Origin of the sequence: Thioalkalivibrio sp. HK1, assembly GCA_000583135.1 — a bacterium.
Lineage (GTDB): Bacteria > Pseudomonadota > Gammaproteobacteria > HK1 > HK1 > HK1.
Genome location: JFBG01000011.1, coordinates 22990 through 39450 on the forward strand (window position 1 = coordinate 22990; position 16461 = coordinate 39450).

The window sequence follows — 16461 nt, forward strand, 5'->3', positions numbered from 1 at the left end:
CGATGGCAATTCCCGACGAGAGTTTGGTTTTCGGTTGCAATCCCTCGAAAGTTGGCCTTGGATTTTTTCTCGGGGGTCTTCGTTCGAGACCCCCCTTTTCCTTGACGGATCGGGTCGATACCCGCTCTCTTACGAGTTCATGTCGTAGGCGCGTTCGCCGTGGATGGAGAGATCGAGCCCTCCGGCTTCGATCTCCTGACTGACTCGCAAGGGGGTGATCGCCTTGCAGATCACGACCAGAATCGAAGTGACTGCAACGGTGAACACCCCCACGATCAACAACGAGCCCGTCTGGGCGATCCAGCCGGCGCCTCCGAAGATCGCGACCATGAGGGTCCCGAATATTCCGCCCAAGCCATGCACCGCAAAGACATCCAGGGTATCGTCGATCCCCGCTCGATATCGAACCAAGGTGACGGCTTCTTGGCAGATGATTCCGGCGATCCCGCCGATCAACAAGGCCTCCAAGGGTCCGACGAAGCCCGAGGCCGGGGTGATCGAAGCGAGCCCGGCAATCGTACCGGTGACGATACCGACCAAGGAGGCGCGACCGAAGCGGATCTGCTCCCAAAGGGCCCAGGTCAGCGAACCGGCGGCGGCGGAGATATGAGTCACGGTGATGGCCATGGCCGCGGTTCCGTCCGCAGCGAGCGCCGAGCCCCCGTTGAAACCGAACCACCCGACCCAGAGCATCGATGCCCCCATCATGACGTAGCCCGGACTATGGGGCGGAATGCCTTGCTGCTGGCGCGGCCCGAGAAAGGCCGCGATCACCAAGGCGGCCAAGCCTGCGGTTTGGTGCACCACGATGCCGCCCGCAAAATCTCTGGCTCCCGTCGCGCCGAAGATCCCTCCGTCGGATAAAAAGCCCCCGCCCCAGATCCAGTGCACCACCGGGGCGTAGACCAGCAGCATCCAAAGACCGGAAAAAAGAATCGCGAAACCGAAGCCGATGCGCTCGACATAGGAGCCGACGATCAAAACCGGAGTGATGATCGCGAAGGTCATCTGGAAGGCGAAGAAAAGAATTTCGGGCAAGGTGCCGATCAGGTTCTCCGGGGTCAGATGAAGAAGCAGGGCCTTGTTCAGCCCCCCCCAAAAACCCCCGCTCGCATCACCGAAGGCGATGGAATAGCCGATAATGAGCCAGAGAATTCCCATCAGGCAGGCAATGGTATAGCACTGCATGAAGACGCTCAGTACATTGCGGGCGCGCACCAATCCACCGTAGAAGAGCGCAAGTCCCGGTAAGGTCATGAAGAGCACGAGGGCGGTTGCCGCGATGATCCATGCGGTATCTGCTCCGTTCATTGATTGGATTCTCCGGTTAAAGGAACATAATCATCGCCGGATCCGGGACCGAACCGCCGAAAATGCCGACGGATAAAGAGCATGATGGATGCCACCCGGTCGTGTCGAGGGCGATTTCAAATTGTCTTGGGTAGTAGGGAGCGTATGGCGAAGCGAAAAGGGGCCAAGGCGATCAGAGCCAGTGTGATTTTGACGAACCAGTCGGCCAACGCCAGCGAGACCCATAGGGGGGCCATCGGACCTAAGCCGAGAAGCGGCAAAATCTCGTTTGCCCAAGCAACATCGCCCGATGGATCCAGCGCTTGCAAGGATTGAGAGAAGGCGATGCTGAAAAAGAGCGCGGTATCGATGCTCGATCCTACCAAAGATGATATCAAAGGGGCTTGCCACCATGTCCCGGTGCGCAGGCGATCGAAGATATTGATATCGATGAGATGGGCCACCAAGAAGGCCGTGCCCGATCCGAGGGCGATGCGAAAGGTTACCAATGGGCCGAAATCGCCGATAATCTGCGTGCCGATGAACGAGCAGACGATGCCCGTGGCAAAACCTGCGAAAACGACGCGGCGAGCCTGCTCGGTCCCGTGAAATCGGTTGACCAAATCGGTGATGAGAAAGGCGATGGGGTAGGTGAAAGCACCCCATGTCAGCCATTGACCGTAAAGGAATTGTACCAAAATATTCGAAGCGACGACCACGGCGGCCATCGCCGCTATCGCGACGATCATCGATGGAGGCATGCGTTTTTTTTGCAACACGATCATCGGCTTGGAGTCGAAAAGGGTGGGGTGGGGCTATTGCGGCCGAGGCCGGATAGTTGAGATCATGACAAGGAGAGCAAAGCGCCAATGATAACCGAAGAGACCGAGACAGCCGATGAATCCAAGGCTCTGAGATCCAAGTTCCAGGAGATCGAAAGCGATATTCCGCACCGCATCGCCCTTCGCCTCCATCGATCGCTTAGATGGTTGGGGCGCTCCGAGGCGGAGCCGAAAGACGGGCCGAACGACAAGGATCTGCGCTTCGGGGACGGTTTGGATGCCCGCTTCGTTTTTCTTTGGATCGCCTTCAATGCGGTCTATGCCGATGTGGAATACGTCGATAACGATACGCCCGAAAAAAAGGTGCAGGAAAAATATTTCAACGAGCTGATCAGGCACGATAAAGGGCGGCGAATCTACGATGCGATCTGGAGCAAATTTTCCGAATCGATTCGGCGATTGATGAATAATCGCTATGTTTTCGCCCGTTATTGGCATTACAAGCACGGGAGCGAAAACTGCAGCGATTGGGAAGAGAAAATGGATAAGGAACGCAAGATATTCCATCGCGCGATCGGCAATATTGACACCTCCACTGTCCTGCAAATGATATTTCGTCGCCTTTATGTCTTGCGCAATCAGTTGATTCACGGCGGGGCGACTTGGAACAGCAGCAAAAATCGCGAGCAGGTGCATGATGGCGTGGCGATCTTGGGGTTTTTGGTGCCGATCTTCATCGATATCATGATCGACAACCCCGAGGGCGAGTGGGGGGATCGTCCGCATTATCCCCCGATCGAGGAATGACATCTTGCCGCTCGTTTTTGTCGGGGGAAGCCATCGAGCGAGATCTCTCCTTGCCTGCTTTTCTTTCGGGCATCATGCGGGGTTGTCGGGGGCCTTGACACGGGCGATGCGCATGAGATTGGTGGTTCCCGAGATCCCGAAGGGCATCCCGGCCATGATGACGATCCGATCGCCGATCTTTGCGAAGCCGTCCGAAAGCGCCATGTCGCAGGCTTGGCTGACCATCTCCTCGACGCTTTCGACCTCCTTGCTAAGGACTGAATGGGTGCCCCAAGCCAGCGTCAGACGGCGGGCCGTTCTTCGGTGGGGGGTGAGGCTCAAAATGGGAGCGGCGGGTCGCTCGCGCGCCGCGCGCAGACTGCTAGAGCCCGATTTCGTATAGGTGACGGCAACGCTCACCTTCAAGGTATCGACGATGCGCCGCATCGCATCGGAAATGGCATCCGCGGTGGTGGACTCCGGGGTCGCCGGGGAGATATCGATCATCTTCCGATAATAGGGATCTCGCTCGACTCGGGAGATGATGCGATGCATCATGGTCGCAGCTTCGATCGGATAGTCCCCGGTTGCGGTTTCGCCCGAGAGCATCACCGCGTCGGCGCCGTCGTAGATCGCCCCGGCGACATCGGAAGCCTCCGCGCGCGTCGGGATCGGGGCTGCGATCATCGATTCCAGCATTTGGGTGGCCACGATCACCGGTTTGCCCGCATCGCGACTCGCCCGTACGATTCGGCGCGAGATGCTCGGCACATCCTCGGGCGGCAGTTCCACTCCCAGATCCCCGCGGGCGACCATGATCGCATCCGAGAGATCGATGATTTCTTCCAGCCGGTCCACCGCGGTCGGTTTTTCGAATTTGGTGATGAGCCCCGCACGATCGCCGATCGCTTCGCGCAACACGAGCAGATCTTGCGGGTGTTGGATAAACGAGGCGCCGATCCAATCCGCCCCGAGATCGAGCCCCAGATCGAGATCATCGCGATCCTTGTCGGTCAAAGGGGAGAGGGGGAGAAATGCCCCGGGGAGATTGACTCCCTTATGATCCGAGATTTCGCCCTTGGTCAGCACCCGCGTTTCGGCGAAGTCGCTCCCGGATCGTTCGACCTCCAGTCGGATCCGGCCATCGTTGATCAGCAAATGGGCCTTGGGAGCCAAGGCGGCGAAGACTTGTGGATGCGGCAAGCATACCCGTCGTCGGTCGCCGGGTGAAGGATCGAGATCGAGTCTGAAGGGATCGCCCTCCTCGAGCAGGGCGTGGCCTTGCGAGAACTTCCCGATCCTAAGTTTCGGTCCTTGGAGGTCGACCAAAATCCCGATCGGTCGCCCGAGTTCGGCCTCCATGGTGCGGATCGTTTCGAAGGATTTGCGATGGTCGTCATGGCTGCCGTGACTGAAATTGAGCCGAAATACATCGACTCCGGCCATGAACAAGGCCCGGATCATCTTCGCATCGGCGGTGGCCGGACCCAAGGTGGCGATGATTTTGGCAAAGCGTTGTCTTCGCATCGTTAGTCTCCGATCGTCGTTTGCGGCATGCGCCGCCGGACGCTTGTTCGATTCATGCCCGCCGATCGGCGAGAAAAGGGCGTTTCGAAGGATGCACCTTCGAGCCGCACCGCCGCCGATTGAAAGGCAGGGGCGAAAAGCAGGGCTCGCATCGGGTCGAGTGGTCTTTTGAAAAGGAGAATCTTCGCATGGACATTTCGGGCGAATTCAAGATACCCGCATCGAGGCCGAGCGTTTGGGAGGCCCTCAACGATCCGGATCGGCTCGCTCGGAGCATTCCGGGTTGCGAGTCCATCGAGCGTGAATCATCGGATCGATTCACGGCGGTGGTCGAGGCCAAGATCGGCCCGGTGCGCTCGAAGTTCTCCTGCGAACTCGATCTATCCGATCTCGATCCGCCTTCGAAGTACACGATATCGGGTCGAGGCAAAGGCGGTCCGGCCGGTTTCGGCAAGGGGCAGGCGGTGGTAAGGCTCGAGGAGGACGGCGAAGGAACGCTGTTGAAATACAGTGCCGAGCTGCAGGTCGGGGGCAAGCTCGCGCAAATCGGCTCTCGCTTGGTCGCCGGGGCTGCGCGCAAGATCGCCGATGATTTCTTCTCCCGTTTCGCCGCTCTTTTCGAGGAGGATGAGTCGCCCGGTCAAGGGTAATCGCCATCGTCGCGCGAAAAAGCGAAAGCCTTGGGTTCGGGGCCAAGTCCCGGGGCTCGAGCCCCGAAGCCACCCCCATCAAGGCTCGAAAACCACATTGACTCGCCGATTCTGCCGCCCTTTCTTTTCTATTTTCGATATCCGGACCTTGCCGATTTCGGCGGTGGAAGCCACGTGGGTCCCGCCGCAGGGCTGGAGATCCACCCCTTCGATCTCCAAAAGGCGCACCTGCCCTTGTCCCTTGGGAGGCGCCACGGACATCGTGCGCACCAGCGAGGGATTCGAATCGAGTTCCTCTTCGCTGATCCAGCGCGGGGCAACGCGATGTCCTTCGGTGACGAGCCGGTTCAACGCATCGCTCAGCGCTTGTTTGTCGAGGGTGCTCTCGGGGAGGTCGAAGTCGAGGCGACCGCTACCGTCTCTGATCGAGCCCCCGGTGACCGGAGCTGGGATCAGCGAGCAAAGAAGATGCATGCAAGTATGCATGCGCATCAGACGATGCCTTCGCTCCCAGTCGATGCACGCACTGACCTTGCTACCGACAAGGCTCGGATCCACCGGCTCTTGCGCCAAGTGGACGATTCCTCGGGCGCTTTCGCTCTTGCGGGTATCGACGATGGAGATGGGCGATCGGCTTTCCAGGATCAATTCGCCGATGTCGCCGGGTTGTCCGCCGCCGGTGGGGTAAAAGACGGTGCGATCGAGATAGATTCCGGCGCCATCCACCTCGACGATACGGGCATCGCAGGATTTGGCGTAAGCGTCCTGACGAAAGACTTCTTCGGTGGCCGATACTTGGTTCATGAAGGAATCCTCACGGTGAAGGGCTCGTTGCTCGGTATTCGCGCTCGAATTACTCGTTCTGTCGGGTTGCCCTGCCGGGCATCGACTTCGAATGACTGCAAGGAAAATCGGTCCGATCGAACTTGCTATCCGCTTCGGGGCATCGATCGCCCGGATCCGTAGACCTTGCCGAATCTTGGGATATCGTACACTTCGAAAAAGAATCCGTTTCGATGAAGATATCCGTCTTTCTTCGATAATCGTTTTTCGCTTCCTAATCACTCCCCCTATCACCGCTCGATGCGTGATCCACCATGAACCCGATGCCTTTCGAGAAATACCGAGCCTTCGCCCCCGTCGATCTGCCGGATCGACAATGGCCCACCCGCCGGATCGACCGCGCTCCCTCATGGTGCAGCGTGGACTTGCGCGATGGAAACCAAGCGTTGATCGATCCGATGGACGGTCGACGCAAGATGCACATGTTCCAAGCGCTGGTCGATATGGGTTTCAAGGAGATCGAGGTGGGCTTTCCTTCGGCCTCGAAAACCGATTTCGATTTCGTGCGCTTGCTGATCGAAGAGGATCGTATTCCGCCTGACGTTACCATCCAAGTGCTGACCCAAGCCCGGGACGAGTTGATCCGACGTACCTACGAAAGCCTCGCCGGTTGTCGGCGGGCGATCGTGCATCTTTATAACTCCACCTCGACCTTGCAGCGGCGGGTGGTTTTCGAAACGGATCGAGCCGGTATCGTCGAGATCGCCGTCAACGGGGCGCGCCTCGTTCGGGAATTGGCGCAAAGCGCGCAAGAATCGGAGATCGTCTATCAATATTCGCCGGAGAGTTTTACCGGCACCGAGCTCGATTTCGCGGTCGAGATCTGCGAGGCGGTCTGCGATGTATGGGAGCCGACCCTTGACCGAAAGGCGATCATCAACCTCCCGGCTACGGTCGAGATGGCGACGCCCAATATCTATGCGGATCAGATCGAATGGTTCATTCGCCACTTTCGTTATCGGGATCGGTGCATCATCAGCCTTCATCCGCATAACGATCGCGGCACCGGAGTGGCCGCGGCCGAACTCGGGGTCATGGCGGGCGCGGATCGGGTGGAAGGAACCCTCTTCGGCAACGGTGAGCGTACCGGCAATGTCGATGTCGTCAACCTCGCCATGAACCTTTTTACCCAGGGCATCGATCCCGAACTCGATCTCTCCGATATCGATCGCCTCAAGGGAGTTGCGGAATTCTGCAATCAGCTACCGATTCACCCTCGCCACCCTTATGCGGGGGAGCTGGTCTATACCGCTTTTTCCGGCTCCCACCAAGATGCGATCAAGAAGGGCATGCAGGCTCTCGAGCGCAGCAATTCCCGTCAGTGGGAGGTGCCCTACCTGCCCTTGGATCCCAAGGATGTGGGGCGCGACTACGAGGCGATCATCCGCGTCAACAGTCAGTCGGGGAAAGGGGGCGTGGCCTATCTGATGAAGGCGGATCACGGCCTCGATCTCCCCCGCGGTCTGCAGATCGAGTTCAGCCGCACGGTGCAGCAAGCGACCGAGCGAAGCGGACGCGAGATCGACTCCGAGGAGATCCGAAGACTGTTCGAAAAGGAATATCTGCTCGGCGAAGGCACCTTTTCCTTGGTCGAGCACTGGTCCTTGCCCGATCCGGATGCCCCGGGCCAGCGTCGCCTCGATGCCGTCATCCGTCGCAACGGCGAAGATATCACGATCAAAGGGCGGGGCAATGGCCCCATCGCCGCTTTCGTGGATGCCTTGGAATCCGGCTGCGGAATCAAGATATCGGTGCGAGACTATAACGAGCATGCCTTGGGCAGAGGAGCGGACGCCACCGCCGTCGCTTATGTCGAGGTTGCCGACGAAGCGGGGAAGACCCTGTTCGGGGTCGGCAGAGATCCGAATATCACCATCGCCTCCTTGATGGCCATCTTGGGTGCGGTCAATCGCCATCTCGCCCGACGCTGAACGAATCGATGGCTTTTTCGGTATCCGGCGCGCCGGATTCGATGAACAACGCACTGCCATCAAAATGACGAACATATCGAAATGACAAAGAAAGCGCAATCGCACGATGCACCCTTGCGCCTTTGGGAGGGCGAGGTGCTGCCTGCTTGGATCGATGCCAATGGCCATCTGAACGACGGTTATTATGCGGTGGCCTTTAGCGATGCGACTTGGCGGGTGCAGGATTATTTGGGGATGGATGCGCATTACCGCGCCAAGACCGGCGGCACACTCTATTCCGTCGAGGCCCATTTTACGTGGGAGAGAGAACTGCTCTTGGGGCAGCGCATCCATACCGAGAGCCTGATCTTGGGAGCGGATGAAAAGCGCTTGCGCCTTTTTCAATTCCTTTTGGCGAGCGATGAGAACATGGTCGCTGCGACCATGGATCTGATGTTGCTGCATGTCATACAACACGAGGGTTCGGTGCGGGTGAGCCCTTTTCCGCCCGAGATATCGGCAAGAGTGCAAGAGGTCGCCGCCGCCCATATAAATCTCGATCGACCGGTACAGGCGGGTCGCAAGATCCGGGATCTATGATGGCGAAAAGGCGAGCGATGCCGGCTATGGGATAATCGAAAAAAAGCTGCGATATGATGCCTCTATTTTGGAATGGGTACTTCCCCGTATAAATCCCGTCGAATAGGGTATATTCCTATGCCGATCATGATGTTATTGATTGAATAGGGTTCTGATTTTTTTTATTTTATCAATCGAGATGCTCTTATTGTAATCTGACCCTTTCTTGCCATTTCGATTATGTTTGAATGATAGAAACGTACAAAGAGAAAAAGATGGAGTAATAACTAAAAAATCAATTGGAAAGTTAACTAAAAATCATCCGCCATGCGAGATAGATGCCTCGATGGGTTGCAGCCGATCCGTCAAGTGATATCGATACCCCCCTCTCTTTATCTTGACTTCCAGCCCTTGCGATTTTCATTCGATCAATTAGGTGGAGCCTTTGGTTTGTCGACGCTACACAGGGGGTGGCTTGCGCTGGAAATTTCATGCCGACAACTCGATGATCGATCGAATATCGACGTTGTACCGCCCGAAGTCGTCGATCGAGACTTTGAGTCAAGCGCTCTCGATCGGCGTCGATACCGGGCGCCATTGCTTTGTCCGCTCCATCGCTGACATCTCATCTCGATATCCCCATTTTCCCCCATGGCGTTTTCCCGGTCATGATAGAGGGTCGGGCGATGGAGGGCTTCGAGATATTCGGAAAACGCAAGTCCTTGGTACCGTTCCACACTTGGATCGTTAGATCGATCCGCCGGTCAGCGAATCCGCGTGGCGCTCGATATAGCGCACCACGCGTTCCAGTCCGTTGCGCAGGCGGTCGTGGCTCATCGCAAAGCAGATCCGGAAGCATTCTTCGTTGCCCGGGCCGAAGGTATATCCGGGGGCGATACCGACATCCTCCTCGTCCAAAATCCCCTCGGCCAAGGCGAAACTCGATCGCAATCCGGGAAGGCGAGGGAAGGCGTAGAACGCACCTTGCGGGGGCGTGAATTCCAGCCGCCGACAGGATCCCAAAACCTCCTCGGTGATCTCGCGTCCGCGAGTGTATTGCGCCCGTAGCCGCGCGACAACGTCCTGCTCTTCGAGGGCGCTGATAGCCGCCTGCTGCACGAAGACCGTGGCCCCGGTGTTATAGCACTCGCACAGAACCGCCCATGCCTTGGCGAAATGGGCCGGACCCACCGCCCAGCCGATCCTCCAACCGGTCATTGCCCAAGCCTTGGAAAAGCCGCTGACCACCACCACCGGATCATCGGCGCGGGTCAAGCGCAGGAAAGACGGAGCGGCATCGCTATCGTCGAAAATATTGCGGTGGTAGACCTCGTCGGCGATCAGCAGGATATTGCGCTCGCGGCAGATTTCGAGCAACTCCGCCTGCTGCTCGGCGGGCATGACCCATCCGGTCGGATTGCAGGGGGTGTTGACGAAGATCGAGCGGGTGTTCGGGCGCAATGCCGCGCGTAGATCGTTCATCGAAAGGAACCAGCCATCGCGGCCGTGACGTTGACGCACGAAGTCGATGGCGGCCCCGGTTGCCCGGTAGCTGTTCTCGATATTGGGCCAGTTGGGGCTGACGATCAGCGCATGATCGCCATGACCTGCACCCATCCGGGCGGCGATGGTGATTCCGAGCATCGTGGAGCCGGGCACGACGATCCGCACCGGATCGATGTCGATCCCGTAAAGCCGATCGAGGTACCCCTTGATGGCGAGGCATAGATCCCGCCGGCCTTGGGGGTAGTCGTAGAAGGTATCGCCATCGTCGAGGGCGCGCTTGGCGGCATTGCGGATCCTCTCGTCGGTGGCGATATCACCCTCGCCGAACCAAAGCGGAATCACCTTCGGATCATCCATCCGTTTGGCGGCGATGCGGGTGATGCCATTTTGTTGCAAGGAGGCGATATCGGCATGCAAAGGCGAGTTCATGGTGAGTGATTTCGCTCCGTGGATGGGGGTTCGTCAGGCTCGAAGATCGTGGCCCGTCATCTGCGAGAGATCCGAGACGGTGGCTTCGATCGACTCGCGCAAGATGGAGACGATTCGATCGATATCCTTCATATCGAGGATCAAGGCCGGTGAAAGGACGCATAGATTGCGAATCGGACGTACGATCAACCCCCGCTCTTGGGCGTGCAGATCCACCATCTTGCCCACGTCGATTTCATCGGGGAAGAGTTTTTTCGTCGATCGATCTTCCACCAGTTCGACGCAGAGCATGAAATGACTGCCTCGCACGTCGCCGACGATCGGCAAATCGCTCAGGGTTTTCAGGCGCTCCAAAAAGTAGTCGCCGGTCTGTTGTACCTTGGCGCAAAGATCCTCGCGTTCCATCACCTCGATATTGGCCAAGGCGACGGCGCACGCCACCGCATGCCCGGAATAGGTGAATCCGTGCGAGAAAATACCGCCATCGGCCCTTGGCCTTGAGATTCCCTCGTAGATACGATCCGAGACCAGCGTGACCCCCAGCGGGATATAGCCCGATGTGATCCCCTTGGCGGCGACGATCATATCCGGCTGTACGTCGAACAAGTCTCGGCTGGCGAAGAAGCGACCCAAGCGGGCGAAGGCGGTGACCACCTCGTCGGAGACATAGAGGATGCCATGCCTTTCGCAGATCCCCTTCATGCGTCGGTGATAGCCCGTCGGTGCCATCAGGACTCCGCCGGCCCCCATGATCGGCTCGGCGAAGAAGCAAGCGATATTCTCCTCGCCGAGCTCGGTGATCTTCTCTTCGAACTCCTGCGCCAAAAAGTCGCAATATTCGGATTCGCTTCGGATCCCTTCGGGCATCCGATAGCAGTTCGCCTCCGAGATGTGGTGGACCAATCCCTTCGGGAAATGAAATCCCGCCTTTTCGTCCATCTTCCCCGAAAGGGCGGCGGTCAAGAATGTGCTGCCATGATAGGCGTTGCGCCTCGAGATCAACAAACGTCTCGATGATTGACCGATGGTGTCGAAATAATAATGGGCGATACGAACCGCGCTTTCGTTGGCCGCCGAGCCGCCGGTGCTGTAAAAAACATGATTGAGATCGCCCGGAGCGAGAGCGGCCAAACGGGCGGCGAGTTCGGTTGCCGGGGGGTTGCCGATATTGGTGAAATAGGAGTATTGGGGCAAGGCGGTCAACTGGGCCGCGGCGGCGTCGATCAGCTCCTTTCGTCCATAACCGAGATTTGCGAACCATAATCCGCCCATGCCGTCGATATAGCGATTGCCTTGGGCATCCTCGACGAAGGCTCCTTCGCCCCGGACCATGATCGTCGAGCCGTTTTCTTTCCAGTCGGCAAAATCCGTCCAAGGATGGATGCAGTGATCGAGATCGGCTCGGTGCAATCCATCGGGGTCGTGGTTTCTCAGAACTTTCATTTTCTTCGGTTCTCGGTTGGTTTCGATGACGAGGTTTTTGTCGGTCGGGGCGGCGATGCCGTCGAGGGCGAGCGAAGGTACGATCTCTCGATCATCCCCGGTTGCATTGTAGTCAATGCCAAGGGATCATTTTGCGAATCACTCCATCGGTTATCTCGATCGCCGATCTCGATCGCCCAAGGAGTCATCGAGAGTATTTTCTCGATCGAACCCGAGCCTTGCGCCCGATAATACGCTGATCCGAGGATCGGATTCGAAGGCCCTTTTCAAGGGGCGTTGGATGCAAGGGATTCGAGGGAAGAACGGTGCGGATCGGATGGTTTCGATTCCAAAGCGATTCGGATCGAAAAAAATGTGCACGGCATAGGCGATTCGGTGTCCAATTCATGCAAGAATCTCGTGTTTTTTTCGAAGACGGGGGATCGACCGAGAGTCCGACATGATTCGAGGTCAAGTGTTTTTTAAGATTCGATCGAAGGGATCGATGCTTCTTGTTGATTTGTCTGTTCGATCATTCTCCTAAAAAGGGGGTCGTTGCGATGCTTATCGGGGTGCCGAAGGAAATCAAGAATCACGAATATCGTGTGGGTCTGACTCCTCAAAGCGTGCAGGAGCTGACGGTGCACGGCCACCGGGTGCTGGTGGAGACCGGTGCCGGTAGCGGAATCGGATCTGCGGATGAGGAGTACGAGGCCGCAGGGGCCCAAATAGCCCTCGATGCGAGCGAAGTCTTTTCCCAAGCGGAAATGATCGTCAAGGTCAAGGAGCCGCAGGCGGGCGAAAGGGCGATGCTGCGCGAGGAGCAGATCCTCTTCACCTATTTGCATCTCGCTCCCGACCGCCCTCAAACCGATGACCTCATGCGTAGCAAGGCGGTTTGCATCGCTTACGAGACGGTCACATCGCCTGCCGGTGGGTTGCCTTTGCTGGCTCCGATGTCGGAGGTCGCCGGTCGGCTTTCGATTCAGGCGGCGGCTCATTGTCTGGAGAGGGTGCACGGCGGCAAGGGCGTGTTGATGGGCGGGGTGCCCGGGGTGTCGCCGGCGAAGGTCGTGGTGATCGGCGGGGGGATGGTCGGGACCCATGCGGCGGATGTCGCGGTGGGGATGGGGGCCGATACCACCGTGATCGATCGTTCGCCGGATGCGCTCAGATCCCTTTGGCGGCAATTCGGCCATTCTCTGCTCACCGCCTACTCCACGCGCAGTTCGATCGAGCGTTCGGTGCTCGAGGCGGATGTGGTGATCGGCGGGGTCTTGGTTCCGGGGGCGGCGGCACCGAAGCTGGTCAGCGCGCAGATGATTCGCGAGATGAAGCCGGGATCGGTGGTGGTGGATGTCGCTATCGATCAGGGGGGATGCTTCGAGACCTCCCGTCCGACCACCCACAGCGATCCCACCTACATCGTCGACGATGTGGTGCATTATTGCGTTGCGAATATGCCCGGAGCGGTACCGCGTACATCCACCTTCGCCCTCAACAATGTCACCTTGCCGCATGTGCTGACCCTTGCCGACAAGGGCTATCGCAAGGCCCTGCAAGAAGATCCCCATTTGCGCGAGGGGCTCAATGTCCACGCCGGGGAGATCACATGCCTTGAGGTGGCCAAGGCCTTCGACTATCCCTTCAAACCCGCACTCGAGGCCCTTGCGGCCTGATCGCTTCGGCGATCATCCATAGCCGTCGATCGCGGTTGCGGATGGATATTGGCCCTTGGATTCCCTTGCGGTCCGATCTCGGATCGCAAGGGAGTCGGGGGAAGGAATTCGAGCGGACGGGTCGATTCGGTACGAATCCGATGCGATCCGAACGATATGACCTACACGCCGGTCAACCACTCCATGGCATCTTCGCTGCGGGCGCCGGTGATCGAGAAGAATCGCTCTTGTAATCGACGCACAACGGGCCCGACCTCTCCGCTCCCGATCGCTAGCCGATCCACGCTGATGAGCGGGGTGATTTCCCATGCCGTGCCGCAAAAAAAGGCCTCGTCGGCGGCGACGAGTTCGCTGCGATCGATCTCCCGCTCCACCACTTCGATCCCCAACCCCTCGCATAGCCGGATCACCGTGCTTCGGGTAATGCTTTCGAGGATATCGCTGGTGATCGGCGGCGTGATCGCCTTGCCGTTTCGCACCATGAACATGCACATCCCCGGCCCTTCGGCGACCTTGCCGCGAGCGTTGAGCAAAATGGCGGTATCGTAGCCATCGGCCTGCGCTTGCATCGTTGCCAAGCGTCCGTTTTGGTAGTTGGCATTGCACTTCACCCGCATCGGCATCGCGCTGTCGGGGACTCTTTGCCAAGAGCTGATATGCGCGGTGCAGCCGGTTTTCGTCCAGGGAATGTCTTTCCTCGGGGAGGCGACGATCGAAAGACCGATGGGACCGGTGGTGGCCGGAGATCCATAGCCCTTGACGAAGACGGTGATCATGATATGTATGTTCTCTTCGAAGGCGTTCGCCCTTAGCAGTTCAAGGACTTTTTCCGCAACGAAGGGGGCGGGCAGAATCTCGTCGAAACGCATGAATCTTTGCGAGAACTCCAGTCTTTCGAGGTGCTCTTCGAGTTGTAGGAGAAACAGCCCTTTTTTGTCCGGATTCCAGTAGCCCCGCACCCCCTCGAAGACACCGGCGCCGAATTTGAAGCCCACGCTCGCCACGTGCACCCGAGCGTCTTCCCATGGAAGAATGCGATCGTCGAGATAGATGAAGCGAGCGGGAGGGGATGAATCCAAAGACGATGATGGTGAAGGCATGGGGTGGAATCCGATTTGCTCAGTGAAGGTGGTGTTGATGAAGGATATAACGCCCGTCATGCGGTTCTTCTTCGAAGAAATGCTGGATATAGGGGTGTCCGACGGGCTCGCCGGAGTTGTCCACCAGTAGATTTTGCTCCGAGACATAGGCCACATAAGTGGTCGTTTCGTTCTCGGCCAGCAGGTGATAGAAAGGCTGATTCTTGTCGGGGCGGATATTTTCCGGGATCGACCGCCACCACTCCTCGGTGTTGTTGAATACGGGGTCGACGTCGAAGATCACCCCTCTAAAGGGATGAACCCGGTGGCGGACGATTTGTCCAACTCGAAATTTCGCGATCTTCTCGGACATGGCCTTGGATGTGGTGGCGAATGGCGGAATTTCAAGAACGCTCGACCGATCGAACGAGCTTCGATGACCGAGATCGATGATGATCACAGCCATTCCCCCATGATAAACGGAATTCCTTTCGATTCGGCATAATCAAAGCACCGGCACGATCCGGCGGATATTCGCTTCGAGGCCCTCGATTCATCATAGACCGATGCTCCCATCCAGACACTCCTTCGAAGAATGGCGTCCCTTGCTGATCGGCGGGCTGTTGCTGCTCGTCCTCGATCTCGTTTTCGGGACCCTGCCGTGGCTGATCTTCTCCGGCACATCGGTCGCTTTTTTAAGACAGATTCTTTATGTCCACCGTTTGGATCGTCTGCTACGCACGCAAGAGGGGAGTTCGATTCGGCGCGATCGTCGGATCTGGGATCGCATCTTCGAACGCTTGGGGCAAGTCCGCCAAGTCAACCGCAAGCGGAAAAAGCGTTTGCGAAAGTTCGTCAGCCGTTTCGAGCAGGCTTCGGAGGTCATGCCCGATGCGGTGGTGATCCTCGATCGAGGGGGCATCATTCACTGGATGAATCAGGCGGCGGATCGCTTGCTCGGCTTGGCCCATCCACGAGATACGGGTCAGCCGATCCTGCATCTGTTGCGCCACCCGAGTCTGACCGATTACCTCGAAGCCCGGGAATTCGACGAGCCTTTGGAGATCGAATCCCCGCTCGACGATGCGCTGCGGCTATCGGTGCGGATCGTCCCTTATGGCCTCGGTCAGCAGTTGATGCTGGTACGCGATATCAGCCATATCCATCGCTTGGAGGCGATACGAAAGGACTTCGTGGCCAATGTCTCGCATGAGCTTCGCAGTCCGCTGACCGTCATTCTCGGCTATTTGGAGGCTTTCGAGGGGGACGAGAATTTACCCCCCGATCTGCAAAAGCCGATGGAGCGAATGCACCTGCAGGCGATACGAATGCGATCGATCGTCGAAGACTTGCTGAGCCTGTCGCGTTTGGAAACGGTTTCCGGCTCGGCGGAATATGACGAGGTCGATGTCGCAGCGACGATCGAGATGGTGGTGCGCGATGTGCGGGCATTGGGCGGCCAGGGGCATACGCTTGAATGCGAGGTGGAGGAGGGTTTGTCGTTGAAAGGAAATCCGGGTGAGATTTACAGTGCGATTTCGAATATCGCATTCAATGCCGTTCGCCATACCCCGGCGTTGGGAACGATTCGCATTTCGTGGAACGCAGATCCCCTCGGGCAGGCCGCTTTGCGCATTTCCGATACCGGAGAGGGAATCGAATCCCATCATCTGGATCGCCTGACCGAGCGCTTCTATCGCATCGACAAGGCGCGTTCTTCGGGCACCGGGGGCACCGGGCTCGGCCTTGCGATCGTCCGCCATGTGTTGACGCGGCATGACGCTCATCTGATCATCGAAAGCGAGCCGGGGGTCGGTAGCCGTTTTTCCTGCGTTTTTCCCAAGACCAGAGTGGTGTCGGGTGATGAGGATTTACCGGGCGATACCCCCTTGTTCGAAGGGAGCGAGGATGAGCTCCCCAAGCCCGATCCGGCTCATCGATGCCCGGGCTCGCCCCTTTGACCCTTCGATGGGAAGACG

At 58.0% G+C, this 16461-nt stretch carries 14 protein-coding genes; 6 read left to right on the top strand and 8 right to left on the bottom strand.

Annotated elements, in window-relative coordinates:
- Positions 1–129: 129 nt before the first annotated feature.
- A complete protein-coding gene (locus tag BF99_RS0103580; RefSeq protein ID WP_025769791.1) occupies positions 130–1311 on the bottom strand; it encodes an ammonium transporter in 1182 nt (393 codons plus the stop codon).
- A 116-nt stretch (positions 1312–1427) separates the two neighbouring features.
- The gene (locus tag BF99_RS0103585; RefSeq protein ID WP_231471297.1) at positions 1428–2075 is read right to left on the bottom strand and encodes a queuosine precursor transporter; all 648 of its coding nucleotides are present in this window, start codon (positions 2073–2075) and stop codon (positions 1428–1430) included.
- An 84-nt stretch (positions 2076–2159) separates the two neighbouring features.
- Here BF99_RS0103585 and BF99_RS0103590 point away from each other — a divergent pair, with 84 nt between their 5' ends.
- The gene (locus tag BF99_RS0103590) at positions 2160–2879 is read left to right on the top strand and encodes a HEPN domain-containing protein (protein ID WP_025769793.1); all 720 of its coding nucleotides are present in this window, start codon (positions 2160–2162) and stop codon (positions 2877–2879) included.
- 72 nt (positions 2880–2951) lie between these two features.
- Here the strand turns inward: BF99_RS0103590 and pyk are convergent, their stop codons facing one another.
- Positions 2952–4385, bottom strand: a complete 1434-nt coding sequence (pyk, locus tag BF99_RS0103595; protein WP_025769794.1) for a pyruvate kinase — start codon at positions 4383–4385, stop codon at positions 2952–2954.
- A 188-nt stretch (positions 4386–4573) separates the two neighbouring features.
- Between pyk and BF99_RS0103605 the strand changes: the two genes are divergently transcribed.
- Positions 4574–5035: a CoxG family protein gene (locus BF99_RS0103605; RefSeq protein ID WP_025769795.1), complete on the top strand. Its 462-nt coding sequence runs from the start codon at positions 4574–4576 to the stop codon at positions 5033–5035.
- Between the two features lie 78 nt (positions 5036–5113).
- On the opposite strand, the gene BF99_RS0103610 is transcribed toward BF99_RS0103605, so the two are convergent.
- Positions 5114–6229, bottom strand: coding sequence for an alanyl-tRNA editing protein (locus tag BF99_RS0103610; protein WP_156013146.1), 1116 nt, complete (start codon positions 6227–6229; stop codon positions 5114–5116).
- On the opposite strand from BF99_RS0103610, the gene leuA reads away from it, so the two are divergent.
- Entirely contained in the window at positions 6133–7809 is a 1677-nt protein-coding gene (gene leuA, locus BF99_RS0103620; protein ID WP_025769797.1) for a 2-isopropylmalate synthase, read from the top strand. The two genes, BF99_RS0103610 and leuA, sit on opposite strands and share 97 nt — an antisense overlap.
- Before the next feature lie 81 nt (positions 7810–7890).
- Positions 7891–8388 (top strand): thioesterase family protein, encoded by a 498-nt coding sequence (locus BF99_RS0103630; RefSeq protein WP_025769798.1) that lies wholly within the window; start codon positions 7891–7893, stop codon positions 8386–8388.
- A 726-nt stretch (positions 8389–9114) separates the two neighbouring features.
- Here BF99_RS0103630 and BF99_RS0103640 read toward each other — a convergent pair.
- Both BF99_RS0103640 and BF99_RS0103645 read right to left on the bottom strand, forming a co-directional pair.
- On the bottom strand, positions 9115–10302 hold the full coding sequence (locus BF99_RS0103640) for an aminotransferase class I/II-fold pyridoxal phosphate-dependent enzyme (protein WP_025769800.1): 1188 nt from the start codon (positions 10300–10302) through the stop codon (positions 9115–9117).
- A gap of 33 nt (positions 10303–10335) precedes the next feature.
- Positions 10336–11745, bottom strand: a complete 1410-nt coding sequence (locus BF99_RS0103645) for an aminotransferase (protein ID WP_025769801.1) — start codon at positions 11743–11745, stop codon at positions 10336–10338.
- A 539-nt stretch (positions 11746–12284) separates the two neighbouring features.
- Here BF99_RS0103645 and ald point away from each other — a divergent pair.
- Positions 12285–13403: an alanine dehydrogenase gene (gene ald / locus BF99_RS0103660; protein WP_025769804.1), complete on the top strand. Its 1119-nt coding sequence runs from the start codon at positions 12285–12287 to the stop codon at positions 13401–13403.
- 161 nt (positions 13404–13564) lie between these two features.
- Here ald and ilvE read toward each other — a convergent pair whose 3' ends face one another.
- Together ilvE and hspQ are read right to left on the bottom strand one after the other, a co-directional pair.
- Positions 13565–14563: a branched-chain-amino-acid transaminase gene (gene ilvE, locus BF99_RS0103665; protein WP_197019030.1), complete on the bottom strand. Its 999-nt coding sequence runs from the start codon at positions 14561–14563 to the stop codon at positions 13565–13567.
- Positions 14523–14855, bottom strand: coding sequence for a heat shock protein HspQ (hspQ, locus tag BF99_RS0103670; RefSeq protein WP_025769806.1), 333 nt, complete (start codon positions 14853–14855; stop codon positions 14523–14525). The genes ilvE and hspQ overlap by 41 nt, the downstream gene beginning before the upstream one ends.
- 193 nt (positions 14856–15048) lie before the next feature.
- Between hspQ and phoR the strand changes: the two genes are divergently transcribed.
- Positions 15049–16443, top strand: coding sequence for a phosphate regulon sensor histidine kinase PhoR (phoR, locus tag BF99_RS0103680; protein WP_025769807.1), 1395 nt, complete (start codon positions 15049–15051; stop codon positions 16441–16443).
- The last annotated feature ends 18 nt before the right edge of the window (positions 16444–16461 follow it).